Origin of the sequence: Pseudoalteromonas sp. DSM 26666, from assembly GCF_900116475.1 — a bacterium.
GTDB classification, from domain to species: domain Bacteria; phylum Pseudomonadota; class Gammaproteobacteria; order Enterobacterales; family Alteromonadaceae; genus Pseudoalteromonas; species Pseudoalteromonas tetraodonis.
The window spans coordinates 348,341-369,193 of sequence record NZ_FPAR01000004.1 but is presented as its reverse complement, the minus strand read 5'-3'; the positions used below and the strand labels follow the sequence as shown (position 1 = coordinate 369,193).

21 protein-coding genes are annotated in these 20,853 nt (G+C 40.5%); 17 read left to right on the top strand and 4 right to left on the bottom strand.

Annotated elements, in window-relative coordinates:
- Positions 1–47: 47 nt before the first annotated feature.
- Positions 48–497, bottom strand: a complete 450-nt coding sequence (locus BM380_RS10015; protein ID WP_008466063.1) for a DUF2721 domain-containing protein — start codon at positions 495–497, stop codon at positions 48–50.
- A gap of 75 nt (positions 498–572) precedes the next feature.
- Between BM380_RS10015 and BM380_RS10010 the strand changes: the two genes are divergently transcribed.
- The 3 genes from BM380_RS10010 to tsaD are packed head-to-tail and all read left to right on the top strand — an operon-like array spanning position 573 to position 2,567.
- A complete protein-coding gene (locus BM380_RS10010; protein ID WP_008466062.1) occupies positions 573–935 on the top strand; it encodes a putative signal transducing protein in 363 nt (120 codons plus the stop codon).
- Positions 919–1,509, top strand: coding sequence for a YjaG family protein (locus BM380_RS10005; RefSeq protein WP_090494199.1), 591 nt, complete (start codon positions 919–921; stop codon positions 1,507–1,509). The genes BM380_RS10010 and BM380_RS10005 overlap by 17 nt, the downstream gene beginning before the upstream one ends.
- Positions 1,510–1,553: 44 nt before the next feature.
- A complete protein-coding gene (gene tsaD / locus BM380_RS10000; RefSeq protein WP_008115610.1) occupies positions 1,554–2,567 on the top strand; it encodes a tRNA (adenosine(37)-N6)-threonylcarbamoyltransferase complex transferase subunit TsaD in 1,014 nt (337 codons plus the stop codon).
- Positions 2,568–2,590: 23 nt separating this feature from the next.
- Here tsaD and plsY read toward each other — a convergent pair whose 3' ends face one another.
- Positions 2,591–3,196: a glycerol-3-phosphate 1-O-acyltransferase PlsY gene (gene plsY, locus BM380_RS09995; RefSeq protein ID WP_008466051.1), complete on the bottom strand. Its 606-nt coding sequence runs from the start codon at positions 3,194–3,196 to the stop codon at positions 2,591–2,593.
- Between the two features lie 207 nt (positions 3,197–3,403).
- Between plsY and folB the strand changes: the two genes are divergently transcribed.
- The 8 genes from folB to BM380_RS09955 all read left to right on the top strand — a co-directional run bounded on the left by folB (position 3,404) and on the right by BM380_RS09955 (position 9,606).
- Positions 3,404–3,763, top strand: coding sequence for a dihydroneopterin aldolase (gene folB, locus BM380_RS09990; RefSeq protein ID WP_013464292.1), 360 nt, complete (start codon positions 3,404–3,406; stop codon positions 3,761–3,763).
- Complete coding sequence (gene folK, locus BM380_RS09985; protein ID WP_013464293.1) at positions 3,764–4,252, top strand: 2-amino-4-hydroxy-6-hydroxymethyldihydropteridine diphosphokinase; 489 nt, start codon at positions 3,764–3,766, stop codon at positions 4,250–4,252.
- The gene (locus BM380_RS09980; protein ID WP_024601856.1) at positions 4,249–5,049 is read left to right on the top strand and encodes an undecaprenyl-diphosphate phosphatase; all 801 of its coding nucleotides are present in this window, start codon (positions 4,249–4,251) and stop codon (positions 5,047–5,049) included. Before folK ends, BM380_RS09980 begins: the two co-directional genes overlap by 4 nt.
- Positions 5,050–5,263: 214 nt before the next feature.
- Positions 5,264–6,619, top strand: coding sequence for a UDP-N-acetylmuramate:L-alanyl-gamma-D-glutamyl-meso-diaminopimelate ligase (mpl, locus tag BM380_RS09975; RefSeq protein WP_090494196.1), 1,356 nt, complete (start codon positions 5,264–5,266; stop codon positions 6,617–6,619).
- Position 6,620: 1 nt separating this feature from the next.
- Positions 6,621–7,244, top strand: coding sequence for a flavin prenyltransferase UbiX (locus BM380_RS09970; protein ID WP_024601858.1), 624 nt, complete (start codon positions 6,621–6,623; stop codon positions 7,242–7,244).
- Positions 7,241–8,170 carry an ABC transporter ATP-binding protein gene (locus BM380_RS09965; protein WP_090494194.1) on the top strand — a complete coding sequence of 310 codons (930 nt, stop codon included), beginning with the start codon at positions 7,241–7,243 and terminating at the stop codon, positions 8,168–8,170. Before BM380_RS09970 ends, BM380_RS09965 begins: the two co-directional genes overlap by 4 nt.
- A complete protein-coding gene (locus tag BM380_RS09960) occupies positions 8,171–8,938 on the top strand; it encodes an ABC transporter permease (RefSeq protein WP_008466038.1) in 768 nt (255 codons plus the stop codon).
- Positions 8,938–9,606 carry a tRNA (guanine(46)-N(7))-methyltransferase TrmB gene (locus tag BM380_RS09955; protein WP_090494192.1) on the top strand — a complete coding sequence of 223 codons (669 nt, stop codon included), beginning with the start codon at positions 8,938–8,940 and terminating at the stop codon, positions 9,604–9,606. The genes BM380_RS09960 and BM380_RS09955 overlap by 1 nt, the downstream gene beginning before the upstream one ends.
- Here BM380_RS09955 and BM380_RS09950 read toward each other — a convergent pair.
- Positions 9,599–11,470: a GGDEF domain-containing protein gene (locus BM380_RS09950; protein WP_090494190.1), complete on the bottom strand. Its 1,872-nt coding sequence runs from the start codon at positions 11,468–11,470 to the stop codon at positions 9,599–9,601. The two genes, BM380_RS09955 and BM380_RS09950, sit on opposite strands and share 8 nt — an antisense overlap.
- A gap of 259 nt (positions 11,471–11,729) precedes the next feature.
- On the opposite strand from BM380_RS09950, the gene panP reads away from it, so the two are divergent.
- Entirely contained in the window at positions 11,730–13,355 is a 1,626-nt protein-coding gene (gene panP, locus BM380_RS09945) for a pyridoxal-dependent aspartate 1-decarboxylase PanP (RefSeq protein WP_028835508.1), read from the top strand.
- A gap of 58 nt (positions 13,356–13,413) precedes the next feature.
- Here the strand turns inward: panP and argE are convergent, their stop codons facing one another.
- Positions 13,414–14,559: an acetylornithine deacetylase gene (gene argE, locus BM380_RS09940; protein ID WP_064662957.1), complete on the bottom strand. Its 1,146-nt coding sequence runs from the start codon at positions 14,557–14,559 to the stop codon at positions 13,414–13,416.
- A 221-nt stretch (positions 14,560–14,780) separates the two neighbouring features.
- Between argE and argC the strand changes: the two genes are divergently transcribed.
- From argC to argH, 5 genes are read left to right on the top strand one after another with little or no spacing between them, the layout of a single operon-like run.
- Positions 14,781–15,794 carry an N-acetyl-gamma-glutamyl-phosphate reductase gene (gene argC, locus BM380_RS09935; RefSeq protein ID WP_090494188.1) on the top strand — a complete coding sequence of 338 codons (1,014 nt, stop codon included), beginning with the start codon at positions 14,781–14,783 and terminating at the stop codon, positions 15,792–15,794.
- On the top strand, positions 15,791–16,558 hold the full coding sequence (gene argB, locus BM380_RS09930; protein WP_090494186.1) for an acetylglutamate kinase: 768 nt from the start codon (positions 15,791–15,793) through the stop codon (positions 16,556–16,558). The genes argC and argB overlap by 4 nt, the downstream gene beginning before the upstream one ends.
- 7 nt (positions 16,559–16,565) lie before the next feature.
- The gene (locus tag BM380_RS09925; RefSeq protein ID WP_016900252.1) at positions 16,566–17,498 is read left to right on the top strand and encodes an ornithine carbamoyltransferase; all 933 of its coding nucleotides are present in this window, start codon (positions 16,566–16,568) and stop codon (positions 17,496–17,498) included.
- Entirely contained in the window at positions 17,495–18,697 is a 1,203-nt protein-coding gene (locus tag BM380_RS09920; RefSeq protein ID WP_090494184.1) for an argininosuccinate synthase, read from the top strand. Before BM380_RS09925 ends, BM380_RS09920 begins: the two co-directional genes overlap by 4 nt.
- A 52-nt stretch (positions 18,698–18,749) precedes the next feature.
- Positions 18,750–20,615 carry an argininosuccinate lyase gene (gene argH, locus BM380_RS09915; protein WP_090494182.1) on the top strand — a complete coding sequence of 622 codons (1,866 nt, stop codon included), beginning with the start codon at positions 18,750–18,752 and terminating at the stop codon, positions 20,613–20,615.
- Positions 20,616–20,853 lie beyond the last annotated feature (238 nt).

Genomic DNA, 20,853 nt, shown 5'->3' with positions numbered 1-20,853 from the left:
ACCAAATTTATGCAATTTTATAACAACTTTACTAAAGTCTCGTTTGGTTAATTGCTGTTTTTGCTTTTAGGATTAGGCTCAATAAAGTTTTTACTAACTCGGTTACTTAAAGGCTTATTTTCAATGTTTTGTAATTCAATTTCTATGGCATCACAAGAAATATGAATTTCAAATAATGAAGTAAGCAAAGATAAGCTCAAGCAGCTTAAACTGACACCAAATAAAATAATGCCCGTGGTATTAAATTCTATAAATAATGCAAACATAGATAACGTACATAATAAAAAAGAGGCCACTCCGTATACTTGCATGGTCCTTATTAGTTTTATTCGCTTTCTAAGATTAGTTATTTGCGCCACTACAACAGGACGAATAGACTCACCTTCACGGGCATTCAATTCTCGTATTAGTTGCGCAAGTACTAAAAATCGGTTTGTATAGGCAAGTAATAACAATGAGATGGCTGGAAAAAGTAAACCTGGGGTAGTTAGCGTCATAATGTGTCCTTAAATCATATTATTTGCTTTAGGTTACGCGGGCTTATTGTACACATAAAGTAAATGAGGTGGATATTGCAAAATACTAATAATAGCCAATCAAATGTAACATCATTTGATTGGGTGACGCTTTATAATGCAGAAAATAGTTTAGAGGCCAATATAATAAAAGGACTGATTCTTAATGCGGGAATTGAGTGCCAAATAAAAGGTGAAATACTGCAAGGCGCAATGGGCGAGATCCCATTTGAACAAACACAAGTAAGTGTGCAGGTTTATGCGATAAAAGAGCGCCATGCACGTGAAATATTGGTAAACTATCAGCAAGTAAAACAATCCGCTCCAGATTGGGTGTGCCCTAATTGTAATGAGCATAATGGATCAACATTTGATTTTTGTTGGTCATGTGGGACCTTAAAGAATGACAAAAGCGAATAATTTTCAGCGTATTAGAGAGTTAAATTATTTACAAAAAGCGGTATTGGCCAGTGCGTTAATAGAGCGTATGTTGCCTAATTATGGGCTGTTTAGTGAGGCTACCGGCTTTGGCGATGAGGTTATTTTACGCAATGCTTTAAATGTATGTTGGGAAAAAATACTCCTTCCTAAAAGTAAAATTGATTTAGAAAAGCAAGTTGAAAAAATAGAACCTAATGTTCCTGAACTTGCCGATTTTGATATGTTTGGTACCTATCCTGCAATCGATGCTGCCACCTCATTACTGAGTTTAATGCATGGCCTTTTAGCACAAGATGAGCAAGAGTTTGTTAATGTGAGTAAAATATCACAGGCCACCGTAGCTCGCTTTATTGAGTACCAAATGACGGTTGAAGGTGATGTTGCCGATAACAAAGCGGTGCGTGAACACCCACTGATGCAATACGAAATAGAGGTATTAGGTGAACTAATTGATTTTGTAGAAGCAATGGGGCGTATCACTGCTGAAAATGTGAAAACATTGAAAAAGCATGTCCTTGCTGATGGCCAAACTAACATTGGTTTAGCACTGTAAGTTATTTGTTTTAAACACCTTGTTAGGTGGCAGGAGAATTAACAATGCGAATTTTAGGCATTGAATCATCATGCGATGAAACTGGTATTGCTATTTATGATGACGAAAAAGGGCTGCTAGCCCATCAATTATATAGCCAAGTAAAAGTACATGCAGACTATGGTGGTGTAGTACCTGAACTTGCCTCGCGCGATCACGTACGTAAAACATTGCCTCTTATTGATGCGGCATTTGCGCAAGCGGGTTGTGGGCCTGAAGATTTAGATGGTATTGCTTATACGGCAGGGCCAGGTTTAGTAGGGGCTTTGTTAGTAGGTACCTCAATTGGTCGCTCTTTAGCATATGGCTGGGATATCCCAGCGGTTGCAGTGCACCATATGGAAGGGCATCTATTAGCGCCAATGCTTGAGGAAAACGTCCCCGAGTTCCCATTTATTGCCTTACTGGTTTCTGGCGGTCATACCATGATGGTAAAAGTTGCTGGTATTGGTCAATACGAAGTATTGGGTGAGTCGGTAGATGATGCTGCTGGTGAAGCATTTGATAAAACAGCCAAGTTACTTGGGCTTGATTATCCAGGTGGCCCTCGTTTGGCTAAAATGGCTGAACAAGGTGTTGCTAAGCGATTTGTTTTTCCGCGTCCAATGACAGACAAACCTGGCTTAGATTTTAGCTTTAGTGGCCTAAAAACCGCCGCTTCAATTGCTATTCGTGAAAACGACAGTGATGAGCAAACAAAAGCAGATATTGCTCATGCATTTCAAACGGCCGTTATTGATACTTTAGTAATTAAGTGCAAGCGCGCATTAAAACAAACCGGTATTAAGCGCTTAGTAATAGCCGGTGGCGTAAGTGCTAATACGCAATTACGTTTGCAATTAGAGCGTGTGATGCAAGGTATGAAGGGCGAAGTGTATTACCCTCGTACTGAGTTTTGTACTGATAATGGTGCAATGATAGCGTATGCCGGTATGCAGCGTTTAAAAGCGGGGCAGTTTGCTACGCTTGATATGAAAACTAAACCGCGCTGGCCAATCGATAGCTTAGAAGCAATATAGTTAACCAGAATTCAGGTTAGTTATTACTTCTTATCATCTGTAGGGGCTTGTTTAGTCCCTACTTTTGGTTCTTCCCCTTTAAATAAACGCACAATATTAGTGCGATGCCTAATAATGATCAGTAGCGTAATAAAGGTCACCGGTAAGGTATATAACGGTTTTATCCACCATGTGTATAAAGGGGCTAGCGTAACGGCCACTAACGCGGCAAGTGATGAGTAACGAGTAATCGCGACAATCAGCAACCAAGTACCAATCAATAACCCTCCTAAAGAAAGCCCTATCGGTAGTAACGAGCCAAATGCAGTTGCAACCGCCTTACCTCCCTTAAAACTAAAGAATAACGGGTACATATGCCCTAGGCATGCAGCAACGGCGATTAAACCAAGCTCTAATGGCTCGAGTTTTAAAAAATAAGCGCCCCAAACAGGGATTGTGCCCTTTAAAATATCGAAGACTAAAACTAAGCATGCAGGAAGTGACCCGCCTAAGCGGTAAACATTGGTTGCACCTGGATTATTGGAGCCATGCGTGCGTGGATCGGGGAGTTTGAATAGCCGCGACACTAAAATGGCCGATGAAATCGAGCCGAGCAAATAGGCTAAAACAAACATTAAAATGACTAACACGCGCTTCCTTATTTTTTAATCATTACTTTTAAGCTATTATTGGCGTCAAAATTTACGGGCTTCTTAAATTACTCGCAATTTTGTAACGATTCTATTGTAGAAGTAATTTTAGTATATTTAAACACTGATTAAAGTATATACAGTATTAATTTGATTGATACAATATGTAATTAACTCAGTGACTTGTTACAGTCATTTGGAGTATCAATGGACAAGGTATTTATATCACAATTGCATGTCGAAACGATTATCGGGGTGTATGATTTTGAAAAGAAAAGTAAACAAAGCCTGTACTTTGATATTGAAATGTTAAGCGACATCAAGCCCGCAGCGCAAAACGACGATATTAACTTGGCACTGGATTACGCTAAGGTAAGTGAGCGTGTTATCGAACACAGTACGGCTAAACCGGTAGAGCTTTTAGAAACACTGGTGGAGCAATTAGCGCAAATCATTTTAACCGAATTTAATACCCCACAAGTGACAATAAAAGTAAGTAAGCCCGCTGCAGTTGCACAAGCGCAAACCGTCGGTGTAGAAATAACGCGTAACAAGGCTCTTGCTTAAATGGCGCAAATATTTATTAGTTTAGGGTCAAATATTAATAAAGCAGAGCATATCAGGCGTGCTTTAGTGGCGTTAAATAAACACTTTAAAAATACACAACATTCTTCGGTATTTGAAAGTGAAGCGGTGGGTTTTGCCGGTAATAACTTTTACAACTCCGTACTCGCTGCCACTACCGAAATGGCGCTTGAAGATGTGTGTGCGTTATTAAAACAAATAGAGCGCGATAATGGTCGCAAAGCAAATGATAAAAAATTTAGCCCGCGCACCTTGGATCTCGATTTACTCTTTTACGATGATGTCATTTGCGAGAGCCCAGCTCAACTACCACGTGACGAAATTACCAAAAATGCCTTTGTATTACAGCCTTTAGCAGAGGTGGCTCCTGATTTTTATCACCCTGTAGCAAAAAAAACGATTGCCCAAATATGGAATGCATATAACAACCCTCAACAAAAACTATGGAAGGTGGAGTTTTCTAACCCATGAGTATTATAGAAATAATTGTTTTAGCCCTAATTCAGGGATTTACTGAATTTTTACCTATATCGAGTTCTGCACACTTAATTTTACCGTCGCAAATTTTAGGCTGGGAAGATCAAGGCTTGGCATTTGATGTTGCCGTTCATGTAGGAACGTTAATTGCTGTTGTTATTTATTTTCGTAAAGAAGTGGCCGATATACTCGGTGCTTGGTTTAAATCGTTTGGTGCGCAAGGTACAACAGATGACAGCAAACTAGGCTGGTGGATAATTTTAGGTACTGTGCCTGCCGCTATTTTAGGGCTATTGCTAAAAGATTTTGTTGAACTGTATTTGCGCAGTGCGTGGGTGATTGCAACCACAACCATCGTATTTGGTTTGTTGTTATGGTACGCCGATGCTAAAGGTAAGCAAATAAAAACAATTTATCAGCTTAACTGGAAAACCGCACTCATCATTGGCTTTGCGCAAGCCGTTGCGATGATCCCAGGGACTTCTCGCTCAGGTATTACCATGACCGCGGGTTTAATGCTGGGTATGAATAAGCAAAGTGCAGCCCGTTTTTCGTTTTTGCTGGCTATTCCGATTATTTCAATGATGGGCCTTTATTACACAGCAGAGCTAGCGCTTGGCGATCATATTGTTGATTGGACTGCTTTATTGTTGGGTGTAGTGCTGTCGTTTTTATCAGCTTATGCCTGTATTTTTATGTTTTTAAAAGTGATTGAACGAATGGGTATGCTGCCATTTGTTATTTATCGTTTGTTATTAGGCATCGGCTTAATATTCTTTTTAATGCTATAAGCCATTAATCTTTAAAAAGCCTCCCACCGTGGGAGGCTTTTTTATTTGCGCCAAACATCGCATCGGCGCTGTCTTGCCGAAATACCAAACATCTGCTGCAAATTTACCTAGAAAGCTCAACAGACCCTGATGGTAACTTGATCTAAATTTTGGCATTATAGCACCATTAAAGTTCGCCTTAGAGCACATTCCGCGCAGGATGAAAGGATAGTAAATGCATATACATATTTTGGGTATTTGTGGCACATTTATGGGTGGTATTGCCGCTATAGCTAAATCATTAGGTCATCACGTTACCGGGTCTGATCAAAACGTTTACCCACCAATGAGTACCCAATTAGAAGAGTTAGGAATCGAGCTAACCCAAGGCTATGATGTATCTCAACTAGAACCGGCACCCGACATAGTCGTCATAGGTAATGCTATGAGCCGAGGGAATCCGTGTGTTGAATATGTATTAGATAAAGGCTTGCCTTATACCTCAGGCCCAGAGTGGCTTAAGCATAATTTACTACAAAAATCATGGGTGCTGGCGGTGGCAGGAACCCATGGTAAAACAACGACTGCCAGTATGCTGGCATGGATATTAGAATATGCAGGTTTAAAACCAGGCTTTTTAATTGGCGGGATCGTGCAAAATTTTGGTCTTTCGGCTCGGGTTGGGCAAACGCCATTTTTTGTAATAGAAGCCGATGAATACGACACCGCCTTTTTCGATAAACGTAGTAAGTTTGTTCATTATTTACCGCGAACACTCATTTTAAACAATCTTGAATTTGATCATGCTGATATTTTTGAAGATTTAAATGCGATTAAAAAACAATTTCACCATTTGATACGTACACTACCGCAAAGCGGGAAAGTATTGTGGCCAAAAGATGATAAGGCTCTGAGCGATGTTATAGCAAAAGGGCTGTGGAGCGAGAGCGAAACATTAGGCGATGATTGGGATTATCAGCTACTTAAAGCGGATGGTTCTCAATTTAATGTGTTATTAAACACGCAACTGCAAGGTGTAGTTAACTGGCAGGCAATTGGTGAGCATAACGTTAAAAATGCCATGATGGCCATTGCAGCAGCGCGCCATGTAGGAATAGCTATTGAGCACAGTATTGCGGCTTTAGGCGAATTTATCAGCCCAAAAAGGCGTATGGAGCTTAAAGCGGATATAAATAACATTAAAGTGTATGATGATTTTGCCCATCATCCTACCGCGATACAAACAACGCTTGCGGGGCTGCGCGCCAAAGTGGGCAATGACAAAATTATTGCGATTTTAGAGCCGCGTTCTAACACCATGAAAATGGGAGTTCATCAATTTACATTGCTAGACTCATTACGCGATGCGGATGAGGTGCTACTGTTTGAACCAGAAAACTTAAGCTGGTCGCTCAAGGAGCAAGCAGAAAAAGCCGGTATGCAGTGTTTTGATTCTACAATCGCCATTATCGAAACAGTGCTTGAAAGTATTGAGCCAAATCAACATGTTTTAATTATGAGTAATGGTGGTTTTAATGGCCTTCATCAACAACTTGTTGATGGCTTGGCCAATAAATACAGCGGAGAATAATGTGCAATTTAAAGATAAAATCACCTTAGCATTTAGTGGTGCATCAGGCGCTCCATATGGATTGAGGTTGCTAGAAGTGTTGCTTGAGCAGCAGTTTCAAGTGTATGTGCTTATTTCAAGTGCCGCGCGGGTAGTCTTTGATACCGAATCAAATGTTAAACTATCAGCAAATGAAGACAAGGCCACAGAGCAATTAAGTCTGTTATATAACGCAAAACCTGGGCAGTTAAAGGTATTTGGTAAAGATAATTGGTTTAGTCCGGTAGCTTCGGGCTCTGCAGCGCCGAAAAAAATGGTAGTATGTCCATGTAGCGCAGGCTCTGTGTCTGCCATTGCAGTCGGCGCATCAGATAATTTATTAGAGCGCGCCGCCGATGTGGTGATAAAGGAGCGAGGCCAGCTTATTTTAGTGCCACGCGAAACGCCATTTAGTGAAATTCATTTAGAAAACATGCTTAAATTATCGCGTTTAGGTGTAACAATTATGCCTGCAGCACCTGGGTTTTATCATCAACCGCAAAGCATAGAAGACTTGGTTGACTTTATGGTTGCGCGAATTTTAGATCATTTAAATATTGAACATAATCTCACAAAGCGTTGGGGTTATGGTGAGGGTAAGAAATGAATAAGCAAAATATTGCTTTAAATATTGAAGGCCTTACCAAGGTTTACAAAAATGGGGTAGAGGCAGTAAAAGGGGTTGATTTACAAGTTCACGAAGGTGACTTTTTTGCATTACTTGGCCCGAATGGGGCGGGTAAATCAACCACTATTGGGGTAATTTCTTCACTGGTTAATAAGACCAAAGGCAAAGTTGAAGTATTTGGTCACGATATTGATACCGACCTTGAAGCGGCTAAAGCGAATTTAGGCCTAGTACCACAAGAGTTTAACTTTAGTCAGTTTGAAACGCTGAGCCAAATACTCGTTAATCAAGCAGGTTACTTCGGTGTACCGCGCGGCGAAGCACATAAACGTGCAGATAAATACTTAGCGCAGCTTGGATTAATCGAGAAAAAAGATAAGCAAGCGCGTACCTTATCTGGTGGTATGAAACGCCGTTTAATGATTGCACGTGCCTTAATGCATGAGCCCAAATTACTTATTTTAGATGAGCCGACAGCGGGGGTTGATATAGAGCTTCGCCGTTCAATGTGGGACTTTTTAAGGCAAATTAACGAACAAGGTGTGACCATTATTTTAACAACCCACTACCTTGAAGAAGCTGAACTGCTTTGTAAAAACATCGCCATTATTGATACCGGGCGAATTGTTGAAAACACCACGATTAAAGCCCTGCTTGCTAAATTAGACAAAGAAACCTTTGTATTGGATTTAAAACAACCGTCTAAACCCGTAACGCTAGATGGATACAAATTTACTATGGGGGATGACCACACCATTGAAGTTGAAGTGGCTAAATCTCAAGGATTAAACGCGGTGTTTACAGCATTGACTGAACAAGGTAATACCGTGCTGAGCATGCGAAACAAAGCGAATCGATTAGAAGAATTATTTGTAGGTTTATTAGAGCAAGGGCGGGGCGAATAAATGTTTAAATATGGCGTAGCCTTAAAAAGTATTTGGATTAAAGAGTGCATTCGCTTTTTGCGTATTTGGGTGCAAACCTTAGTACCGCCAGCGATTACGATGAGTTTATATTTTGTTATTTTTGGTAACCTAATTGGCTCGCGTATTGGTGACATGGGCGGTTTTAGCTATATGGAGTTTATTGTCCCTGGCCTTATTATGATGTCAGTTATAACTAACTCTTATTCAAATGTTGCCTCTAGCTTTTACTCAACTAAGTTTCAAAAAAGTATTGAAGAGTTATTAGTTGCACCTGTGCCTAATTACATCATTGTACTGGGTTATATGGGCGGAGGTATGACCCGTGGTATTATGGTTGGTTTTATCGTAACGTGCGTTTCTTTATTTTTTGTAGATATACAAATACATAATATTTTTGTGATTATAGCCACTGTTATTCTCACCTCGGCGGTGTTTGCCTTGGGCGGGTTAATTAACGCTATTTATGCAAACAGCTTTGATGACATAAGTATTATTCCGACCTTCATTTTAACGCCGTTGACCTATTTAGGCGGGGTGTTTTATTCAATCACTTTACTGCCTGATTTTTGGCAAATGGTGTCGCAAATAAACCCAATTATTTATATGGTTAATGCATTTAGATATGGGTTTTTAGGTGTTTCGGATGTAGATTTATCGGTCGCAATGGGTGTGTTGTTGGTGTTTATCAGCGTCCTATTTACTTTAGCACTGACGCTAATTAAAAAAGGTGTGGGGCTAAGACACTAATGAGCGATGCAAATTCACGTAGTATTGTATCTAATCAAGCGGGACTTCATGAAAAGCTTGATGAAATAGTTAATAAACACTTACAGGCTGAGTTTAAAAAGCCAATTACAACGCATACGCAAACCGCATTTGATGAAGTTAATGCTAAAGTGCAAGCCTTTAATGGGCCGCTTATTTTAGACTCCTGTTGTGGGGTCGGGGAGAGCACCGCTAATTTAGCAAAACGTCATCCTGAAGCGTTAGTCATAGGCATTGATAAGTCATCTCATCGACTTGATAAGCATGATGTTGAATATAAACAAAGTGAAAGTGGTCAATACATTTTAGTGCAAGCTGACTTAAATGACTTTTGGCGTTTAGCGGTGGCTGCTAATTGGCAGCCTACGCATCACTATTTGCTTTACCCTAACCCTTGGCCTAAGTCTAAACACATACAAAGGCGCTGGCATGGGGCGGCTATATTCCCGTTTATTGTAAAGTTAGGCGGTTTACTTGAGGTGCGCAGTAATTGGGATATTTATGTTAAAGAGTTTGCCAGAGCGCTTGAATTAGCGGGGCATCCATGTCAAACCGGATTGTTTGAGTCAGACGAAGCAATTACCCCTTTTGAACGTAAGTACTGGGCCAGTGGCCAGCAAAGCCACCGGCTTGTTATAAATCTTAAATAGCTAATTGTTGCTTAAAGTGAGTCACATGTGGCGTTGGTTTACCAAGGTAACTACCTTGCATCAGCGTCACATTTAGTTTATTGAGTAGCTCGGCAACCGTGTTATTTTCTACCGCTTCAACAACCAATTCAAGTTCAAGCTGCTGGGCTATATCAGCAATATAGGCGATAAATAGTGACGTATTTTCATCATTTACCAGTTGCTTGGTGATCGCACCATCGAGTTTAATACCATCTACCTCAATCTTTAACGTATTGAGCGTATTAATAAACTCATTACCCCAACAATGCATCACGATTTTTGCCCCTTTACTTTTCACCATCGCAATAAATGATTTTATTTCATAGTAGTGTGTAATGACCTGCGACTCTAATATTGAAATAGTAATGTTTTCAGGGTTGGGGTAGCGATGAAGCTCATACGCTATGTGATCATAAATAGTGGGATCTGCAATATTTTCAGCGCACACAGTTAACCCCCAGCTGATTGCTGATTTGCGAAAGCGCGAAATGCATTGAGTAAATAAGGTACGTGTTAACATCCCATCCATACGCAGCCTATTTACTGCATTAGAAAAGGTATCAGGGGTTAAAATCTCCCCATGTGAGGTCACTATTCTTGGTGAGCAGTCATACCTAATAATGGCATTGGTATTGGTATCTATAACAGGTTGAAAATAAGGAACAACGCGATGGGCATCAAACGCTTCACGAATTTCTTTTGCTATTTCTACATTGTATAAATACAGAGATTTAGCGTCGTTAATCGCTTCTGAGTAGTTAACTATGGGTTGAACACCTTGCCTTGATTGCAGCAAAGCAATGTGGGCATTCTTAAGCAGTAATGACTTATTCCCTCTTGCGACTCCAGCGTTGAGCGTAATATAAATAAATGGGTCTGTAATAAAAGGTGTATTTTTATTATGGGATTGAATAATGCTGTAAAGCTCATCAAAAGGTGTTTCTTTACTGGTTAAAATGGCCAGCTTGTTGGTCGCAATACGATAAATACGTGATTGCAGACGGTTTTGCTGCTTAAAGTGACTGAGTAGTTTTTTCATCACTTCATCGGCTGTTTTTGTGCCAAAAAAACGACTGATACTATCAATTTCGTTAACCAAAATAATCGCGATTTGTAGATGATGCTCATTACTTTTTTTTAGCTGCTTTTCCAAGGCAATATGATTTTCAAACCCCGTAGCATGATCCCTCATTAGTGAGCGGCGTACCCCAAAACAATAAAGAGTATAAACCAATAACAATATGAACAGTACGCAACTAAAATGAAGCAGGGCTTGATTCAAACGTGTTATTAAAGCCGTATTGATTTTATCGACGCTAATATCAGCTGCAGTTAAATAGGTTCTGCCATTTTTTGCTATATGAGGAATATACACCGTTTTAGAATGACCACGATGCGCCGTTGACACTTCAAAAATAGGGGCCGTTGATAAAAATGCCGCCATATTAATTGGCGTCGCTTCTGGGTAAAGATCTAAATACTGGGTAACTTTACCGTTATTTTGATCATCTTGGGTGTAACTGGAGGCAGTAAAATAAATATTTTCATCAATTAATATCATTGAATATAAATAATCTATATTTAAATCATTGGCTAAAGCAGAAAGCTGTTCGGCCTTATTTTGATAGCTTGCAAAGCTGATTTCTTGCGATGTTTTGTCGTGGTAATCACTACCTAAAATATACTTTACGCTGGTGGCTGCATTTATTAAGCGATTGTCAATGCTGCGCATTACATCACTTTGAATGGCAGAGTAAGTGTAGTAACCATAAATGATTAAGCTGACCAAAAAAAAGACGGTTCCAAGCGCCAACCGTGTTAATTTTAGATTTCCTTTGAGCATGTATTATCCTTATTTTTGTTGATTTTATTATACTTAAAAATTATAAATGCCCAATATTTTAATTACCCTTTGTACTAAATTTAAAAAATAGTGAAATGTTATCTATTTAGTATTGTCTTTTATGGCTTAAAACGAGACATTTTTGTCATATTGCAGTAAAGTTAGCGCAATTTTTTAGAAATGCCGTTGCTTAAAAAACACCTTATATTAGCGTGTTTTACAAACTAACAGGTGTTTTAGTCACACACTAGGTATGAAGATGGATCAAAAGCGTTGTGCCGTCGCCTCTAAAGAAAGCCTTAAACGGATATTCACCGTTCCAGAGGCGCCAGACTCAACTTTGAGCAAAATAGAGCTTGAAATTTCGAGTAATTTAGCAGGTTTCTTAAACGAAAATATCGCGGCAATTGAAAAACCATTACATGAAATAGAAAAAGATTTTCAATCGGCGGCAATCCCTGAAGAACCGACGTTTGTGTCTTGCTATGCTCAAGATATTATGGAGCAGCTGGTTGCTCATTCTGTTCATACCGCAGCGCCAAGCTTTATTGGCCATATGACATCGGCTCTGCCTCATTTTTTACTACCGTTATCGAAATTAATGGTTGGGTTAAATCAAAACCTAGTAAAAATTGAAACCTCGAAAGCGTTTACCCCATTAGAACGTCAAGTTTTAGGGATGATGCATCATTTAGCTTATAGCCAAAGTGATGGTTTTTATTCTAAATGGATGCACAGTGCAAAAACTTCGTTAGGGGCATTTTGCTCTGGCGGCACCGTGGCAAATATTACTGCACTTTGGATAGCTCGAAATCGCTTATTAAAAGCGGATGGCAATTTTAAAGGCATTGCTGCACAAGGTTTAGTTGCAGGAATGCTTCACTATGGTTACAAAGGGCTGGCAGTTTTAATTTCTGAACGAGGTCATTATTCGCTTGGTAAATCGGTTGATTTATTAGGTATTGGTCGTGAAAATTTAATTGGTATTAAAACTTCTGCCGATAATAAAGTCGATGTTAGTGCAATGCGAGAAAAAGCGTTAGAGCTTGAAGCACAAGGCATTAAAGTGATGGCAATTATTGGGGTCGCAGGAACCACTGAAACCGGTAATATTGATCCACTTGAAGATATGGCTAATTTAGCACAAGAGATTAATTGTCATTTTCATGTTGATGCAGCGTGGGGCGGAGCAACTTTACTGTCTAATACCCATAGGCATTTATTAAAAGGTATTGAGCATGCGGATTCAATTACCATTGATGCGCATAAGCAAATGTATGTGCCGATGGGGGCCGGTTTAGTCTTATTTAAAGACCCTGCTGCAACTGATGCCATCGAGCATCATGCTGAATATATTTTACGCAAAGGCTCTAAAGATTTAGGCAGCCATACGCTTGAGGGAAGTCGCCCTGGGATGGCGATGTTAGTGCATGCTTGCTTACGTGTTATTGGTCGTAAAGGCTATGAAATGCTTATCGATCGCAGTATTAAAAAAGCGCGTTATTTTGCTGATTTAATAAAAGCCGATGAAGATTTTGAGTTAATATCAGAGCCAGAACTTTGCTTACTGACCTATCGCTATGTACCAAAACAAATTAAACATGCGATAGCCCAAGCTGATGCACAAACCCGTTTAGACATTTTTGCCGCGCTTAATCGTTTTACTGCCAGCATGCAAAAACGCCAACGTGAATCGGGTCGCTCATTTGTATCGCGTACGCGTTTAACGCCAGTTCAATATGATAACCAACCAACCGTGGTATTTAGAGTGGTACTTGCGAACCCGCTTACCTCAGGTGCTATATTAAAAGAGATATTAGAAGAGCAGAAAGAACTGGCACAAACTGATCCGGTGTTTAAAAAGTATTTACGAAAATATATGTAATTACATCTACAAATACAATGACAAAAAAGACGCGATTAAGCGTCTTTTTTGTTACTGATTAAAAGCAACTCGCCTTTATAAGGTTGCTGATAATTTGTTGAGAAGGTTTGATTTTTTCCATTGCTAAAAACTCATCGGGCTGATGCGCTTGGTTAATAGAGCCTGGTCCCATTACGATGGTTTCACAACCGAGTTGCTGTATAAATGGCGCTTCGGTACAGTAGTTAACAGCCACTGCTTTTTGCCCTGCTATATTTTCGGCTAATTTGACTAACGCGCTATCTGTGCTTCCCGTAAATGCTGGAATTGGCTCATGCAAATCAATTACGCTCACAGAGTTAGGGTATTGCTGGTTTATATCGTAGGTTGCATCAAGTACCAGTGCTTGAAGCTCTTGCACGCTTAAACCGGGGAGAGGGCGCATATCAATGTGCATTTCACAGCAGCCACAAATTCGGTTGGCATTGTCACCCCCATGAATATTGCCTAAGTTGAGTGTTGGATAAGGAATTTCAAAGTGATTTATTGAATATTTATTCTTAAGTTGTTCTTTTAAGATCAGTAATTTTGTAATCACTTTATGCATTACTTCGATGGCATTAAGACCCCGTTCGGGATCAGAGCTATGTCCTGAGCGACCAACGACTCTGATTGCTGTAGTCATATGGCCTTTATGGGTAAATACTGGTGTCATATCAGTGGGTTCACCAATAATACAGCGATTTGGCTTTAAATTTGGGTGCTTACAAATTTGCTGTGCGCCAGCCATAGTGGTTTCTTCATCGGCGGTCGCTAATATTAAAATAGGTTGAGTTTGTTGCTTTTCATCAAGCTCACTAATAGCTTGCAGTACAAAAGCAAAAAAGCCTTTCATATCAATACTGCCTAAACCATATAATTTGTTATCAAGTTCAGTTAATTTAAATGGGTTTTGATTCCAGCGGCTATCATCAAATGGCACCGTATCGGTGTGCCCCGCAAGCATTAACCCGCCATCGCCTTGTCCGCGTTTTGCTAATAAGTTGTAGCGGCCTTTACCACCTTCTAACTCTATTATTTCACAGGTAAAACCTAAGCTTTCACACCACTGAGCGAGTAGTTCAATCACGCTTTTATTGCTCATACACAAATGCTCTTCAATAGCGCTAATAGAGGGGGCAGCAATCAATTGCTGATACATCGAGATAAATGACGGCAGAGACATAAAAAAATCCAAAATAAGTATTCAATTTAATTGCATAACAATATAAAAGTATTTATGATGAATATCAATTCACTTTTTAAGCATAAATATATTAAAGTTACGCCATGAAAATAATACGACGATAGTTATCACTCATTAATTTAATCAGTTTAGCTAGGTTGCAACCTAGTGTAAGTCAATAACATGGAATGTAGTCACTAATTTTAGATAAAGAGTAAATAATGAACGTAGTAATTATAGGTGCCAGCGGTTACAGCGGCGCAGAATTGGCTAGCTTAATTGCCAAACATCCAGCATTAACATTATCAGCATGTTATGTATCAGCGCAAAGCTTGGATAAACATAAACTGCTCAGTGAATTATACCCTGAGCACTTAGGGTTACTTGACTTACCTTTGCAACCACTTGATGAGAGTGCATTGAGTGATATAGCTCATTCAGCAGACTATGTGTGTTTATGCACTGACCATAAAGTAAGTGTTGATTTAGCCCCTCAGTTTTTAGCGATGGGCAAAAAGGTATTTGACTTATCTGGTGGTTACCGTCTTGAAAGTAATGAAGATTACGTCACTTATTATGGTTTTGAACACCAGCATCCAGAGCTCCTCAATGAAGCTGCATATGGCCTTGCAGAGTGGAATAGTGAGGCCATTGCAAAGGCGCAGTTAGTCGCTGTAGCTGGCTGCTACCCAACTGCCGCATTAAACGCATTAAAGCCTCTTCAGCAAGCTGGGTTACTTAGTGATGAGCGGATTATTATTAATGCTGTATCGGGAGTAACTGGGGCAGGTCGTAAAGCAAGTATTGGCACGCATTTTTGCGAAGTATCGCTTGCTGCTTATGGTTTGTTTAACCATCGTCATGGGCCTGAAATACAGCAGCATCTTGGCCATAACGTATTATTTACCCCTCATTTAGGTAATTTTCCTCGCGGTATTTTAGAAACCATTTATGTACAGCTAAAACTGGGTGTGACTAGTGAGCAAGTAACTAAAGCGTATCAAGTATTAGCGGATGAGCCGTTAATTCGATTGCTTGGTGGCAAAACTCCCTCAATTAAAGGGGTAGCAAAACAACCCTATGTTGATATTGCGTGGCAGCAGCAAGACTCACAATTAATAGTGATGGCAGCGATTGACAATTTACTAAAAGGGGCGGCTGGTCAGGCTCTGCAATGTATTAATTTGTCAATGGGCTTGCCCCACACTACAGGTCTAGTGGGAGCGTTTAAATGAGCAGTAAAACGTGGGTTATTAAACTCGGTGGCGCAGTACTCAATACTGAAAATGCCGCTAAAGCGCTTTTTGAGGTTCTTAATGAGCAACATGATGCACAGTTTGTCATTGTTCATGGCGGTGGCTCATTAGTTGATAGCTGGTTAAAAGAGGCGGGTTTTGCCAGTGCTAAACACCAAGGCTTGCGTATTAGCCCTAAAGAACAGATGCCTTATATTGTAGGAGCATTAGCGGGAACAGCAAACAAACAATTAATGGCGCAAGCAATGACTGCTGGGCACAAACCCGTTGGCTTGAGTTTATATGAAGCCGGAATAACAGCATCACAAAAATTAAAAGCGCTAGGGCAAGTAGGCCAATGCCATAGTAATGATGATTCTATTATTAATGAATTACTCAGTGGCGGGCGTTTACCTATAGTCAGCTCCATCGGTTTTGATGAACAAGGGCTTTGGTACAACGTCAATGCTGACGAAGCAGCAGCAGCGATTGCGAGTAATTTAAACGCCGAACTTATTTTTATGACAGATGTAGAAGCGGTGCTTGATGCGAATAAGCATCAACTACATCAACTTGACACAAAACACATTGATACTTTAATTGCAGAGGGAGTAATTGTGGGCGGGATGGAGGTCAAAGTTAAGACCAGTCTTCACGCTGCCCAACATTTACGACGCGGTGTGTACATTTCCAGCTGGCAAAAGCCAGAAAACTTAACGGCTTTGCTGCAAGGCGAGCACGTCGGAACTAAAGTGACACCATAGGTTGAATATGTTTAAAGATTTTATAACGGGTCTAGAATTAGACCAACAAGGCGCCCTTAATTTATTAAAATTAGCGCAAGATATTAAAGAAAGCCCTGCAAAGTATAGCCAAGTGTTAGCTGGTAAGTCAGTGGTTACTCTGTTCGAAAAGCAAAGTTTACGTACGCGTTTATCGTTTGATATTGGTATAAACCGTTTAGGCGGTCATGCGGTTTATCTAGATCAACAAAACGGCGCGATGGGAGCTCGTGAATCAATAAAAGATTTTGCCTTGAATATTTCAACTTGGGCTGATGGGATTGTTGCCCGGGTTAATCAGCACAGTACGTTAACTACCTTAGGTGAGTATTCGTCTGTTCCTGTGGTTAATAGTTTGTGTGATTTATATCACCCATGCCAAGCCTTAGCTGATTTTTTAACGCTTCAAGAAGTGCACGGTGATGTTAGTCAGCTAAAGTTGGCTTATTTAGGTGAAGGTAATAACGTAACGCATTCACTGATGTTACTTGCAGCAACTTTAGGTACTGATTTTGTTGCTGTGACGCCAAAAGGCAGTTCGCCCGATTCGCAAATTCTTAAAAAAGCGGAGCAAATTGCCGCAATGAATGGGGCGTCTGTGATGGTAAGTGACAGAGTTGAGGCTGCGGTAGGTGCTAACGCAGTTTACGCTGATACCTGGGTTTCTATGGGAGACACCACACCGCTTGAGCAAGTGAAAGAAAAATACATGCCTTATCAATTAAATCAGGCATTACTTAAAAAAACTGGGGCTACCACGGTATTACATTGCCAACCGGCACACCGTGAGTTTGAAATTACCTCTGAGGTAATGGATGGCCCCGCATCAAAAATTATTCAACAAGCAGAAAATCGTATGCATGCGCAAAATGCTCTGCTTGTTACATTATTAAATCCAAATTTTGTTAAGGAACACCTATGAGTTCAATTAAAAAAGTCGTTTTAGCCTATTCAGGTGGTCTTGATACATCGGCTATTGTGCCATGGTTAAAAGAAAACTACGGCTGTGAAGTTATTGCCTTTGTTGCCGATGTTGGCCAGGGCGCAGAAGAACTTGAAGGCGTAGAAGCAAAAGCCATTGCATCGGGGGCATCTGAATGTTACGTAGTTGATTTGAAAGATGAAATGGTAAGTGATTACATTTACCCAACACTTAAAACAGGCTCTATATACGAAGGAACCTACTTGCTAGGTACTTCTATGGCACGTCCAATCATCGCCAAAGCCCAAGTTGAAATTGCCCGTAAAGTGGGGGCAGATGCACTTTCTCATGGCTGTACGGGTAAAGGTAACGACCAAGTACGTTTTGAGTCATGTTTTGCAGCACTGGCTCCTGATTTAAAAGTGATTGCGCCATGGCGTGAGTGGGATTTATCAAGTCGTGAATCATTGCTTGATTACCTAGCCGAGCGTGATATTCCGTGTTCTGCATCAGCAACTAAAATTTACAGTCGTGATGCTAACGCATGGCATATCTCCCACGAAGGCGGCGAGCTTGAAGACCCTTGGTGTGAGCCAAGTGAGCAAGTATGGACATGGACTAATTCACCAGAGCAAGCGCCCGATAAAGCTGAGCATGTCACTTTATCAGTTGTAGAAGGTGAAGTGGTTGCTGTAAACGGCGAACAATTAAAGCCTTACGACTGTTTAGTTAAACTAAACAACATTGCAGCTCCGCATGGTGTTGGTCGTGTTGATATTGTAGAAAACCGTTTAGTGGGCATGAAATCACGCGGTTGTTACGAAACACCAGGCGGTACAGTGATCATGGCGGCGCTTCAAGCAATTGATGAGCTCGTACTTGATAAATCAAGCCGTAAATGGAAAGAGGTACTCGGTGGTGAATTTTCGCATTTAGTATACGACGGTCGTTGGTTTACGCCGCTTAAAGATTCTATTTTAGCCGGTGCAGAAGCGCTTTCTACGTTAGCGACAGGTGAAGTGGTACTTAAACTTTACAAAGGGCAAGTAACAGCGGTTCAGAAAAAATCACCTAACAGTTTATACAGCGAAGATTTTGCTACTTTTGGTGAAGACGATGTTTATGACCAATCGCATGCAGAAGGTTTTATTCGTTTATTCTCACTATCAAGCAGAATTTCAGCATTAGCTAAAAAGTAATTTTTTATGCCCCTTGGAATTAAGGGGCTATTATCGGGTTTGGAGAGATTTCATGGCATTATGGGGCGGGCGTTTTTCTACGGGTCCAGATGAAGCGTTTAAACAATTTAACGATTCACTTCCCTTCGATTATCAATTAGCAGAGCAAGATATTATTGGCTCTGTTGCATGGGCTGGCGCACTTGAACAAGTGAACGTGTTATCTAATGACGAACACCAAAAGCTGGTATCGGCATTATATGAATTACTTGAAGAGGTAAAAGCAGATCCACACGCTGTTGCCACCTCAGGTGCTGAGGATATTCACTCGCATGTTGAAGCCGCGCTAATTGAAAAAGTGGGTGATTTAGCTAAAAAATTACACACAGGCCGAAGCCGTAACGACCAAGTTGCTACCGACTTTAGATTATGGTGTCGCGATACTGCTGATCATATTTTAAAAGCGATTGCACAACTAAAAGCTGAATTTATTAGCTTGGCTGAACGTGAGCTTGGCACAATATTGCCAGGGTATACGCACTTACAGCGTGCACAGCCGGTGTTATTTAGTCACTGGTGTATGGCTTATGTAGAAATGTTAGAGCGTGATGAAAGCCGGTTGCAAGATGCCCAAGCACGAATGAACTATTGTCCACTCGGCAGTGGCGCTCTTGCGGGAACTGCCTATCCGATTGACCGTCATACACTTGCACAAGGGTTAGGGTTTACAGGCGCGACTAAAAACAGCCTTGATGGTGTATCTGATCGTGACTTTGTGGTTGAGCTATTAAGCTGTGCGTCTATTTCTATGATCCACTTATCGCGCATGTCTGAAGACTTGATTTTTTATAACTCAGGAGAAGCTGGGTTTATCGAACTGGCTGATAATGTTACATCGGGCTCATCTTTGATGCCGCAGAAAAAGAACCCAGATGCATTAGAGCTAATTCGTGGCAAAACAGGGCGGGTATTTGGTGCGTTTAGTGCAATGATGATGACTCTAAAAGCACTGCCGCTTGCCTACAATAAAGACATGCAAGAAGATAAAGAAGGCATTTTTGACGCTATGCCAACGTGGCTTGCGTGTATTCATATGGCGCAAGCGTGTATTAAGGGTGTAACAGTTAAAGCAGACAAAACCTTAGCAGCGGCAAAAGGTGGCCACGCAAATGCAACCGAGCTTGCTGATTATTTGGTAGCCAAAGGTGTACCGTTTAGAGAAGGGCATCATATTGTTGGCGTGTTGGTGCAATTAGCTATTAGTGAAGGTAAAACGTTAGAGGAGCTTTCACTTGAGCAGTATAAATCAGTAAACCCAGTGTTTGAAGATGATGTGTATCCGGTACTTGAAATTGATGCCTGTATTAAAGCACGTCAAGCACTTGGTGGAACCTCATTAGAACAAGTAAGTAAAGCGGTGAAAGACGCGAAAAAAAAACAGCAAATAACAGTTCGTGATGCAAACCTAGATGACGTGGAAGCAATCGCTAAACTCGTACAACACTGGGCAACAGTCGGCGAAAACTTACCGCGCGCTAAAAGTGACATGGTGCACTCAATTAATGAGTTTGCTGTAACCGAGATAAACGGTCAGGTATCAGGTTGTGCTTCATTATACATTTACGACACTGGATTAGCTGAAATACGCTCATTAGGTATTGACCCTAAAAGCGCAGTAACAGGCCAAGGGCGAGAGCTAGTAGAACATTTATTAGTAAAAGCCAAAAAATTGGCACTCAATCGTGTCATCGTTCTGACTCGTGTACCTGACTTTTTCGAAAATCAGCGGTTTAGTTTCTGTAATAAAGAGAGCCTACCTGAAAAAGTCATGAAAGATTGTGAGTTATGTTTACGTAAAGAAAACTGTGATGAAGTCGCAATGGAATATATGTTAAAGCCAAGTAATAGCATGGAGATCCCTTGTAAAAATGTGGCTTGAGCAATCCCTAGGATAAAAAACGCACGGTGACCCCGATGCGTTTTTTTTTGAGTAAAATAAAATAATTTTTAAATTAACATACTATTAATTTAAAGTTGGCATATCGGTTGCATTTATAGTTCTGTAGTGTGTTGTTGAGTCAATTAATCAACGAAGGCAATACGTTACCGCAGTTATTTAGTAACTGCTCCAGGTGGTGTGATTTAAATTTACGCCAATAATAAAAATTTAATACTCA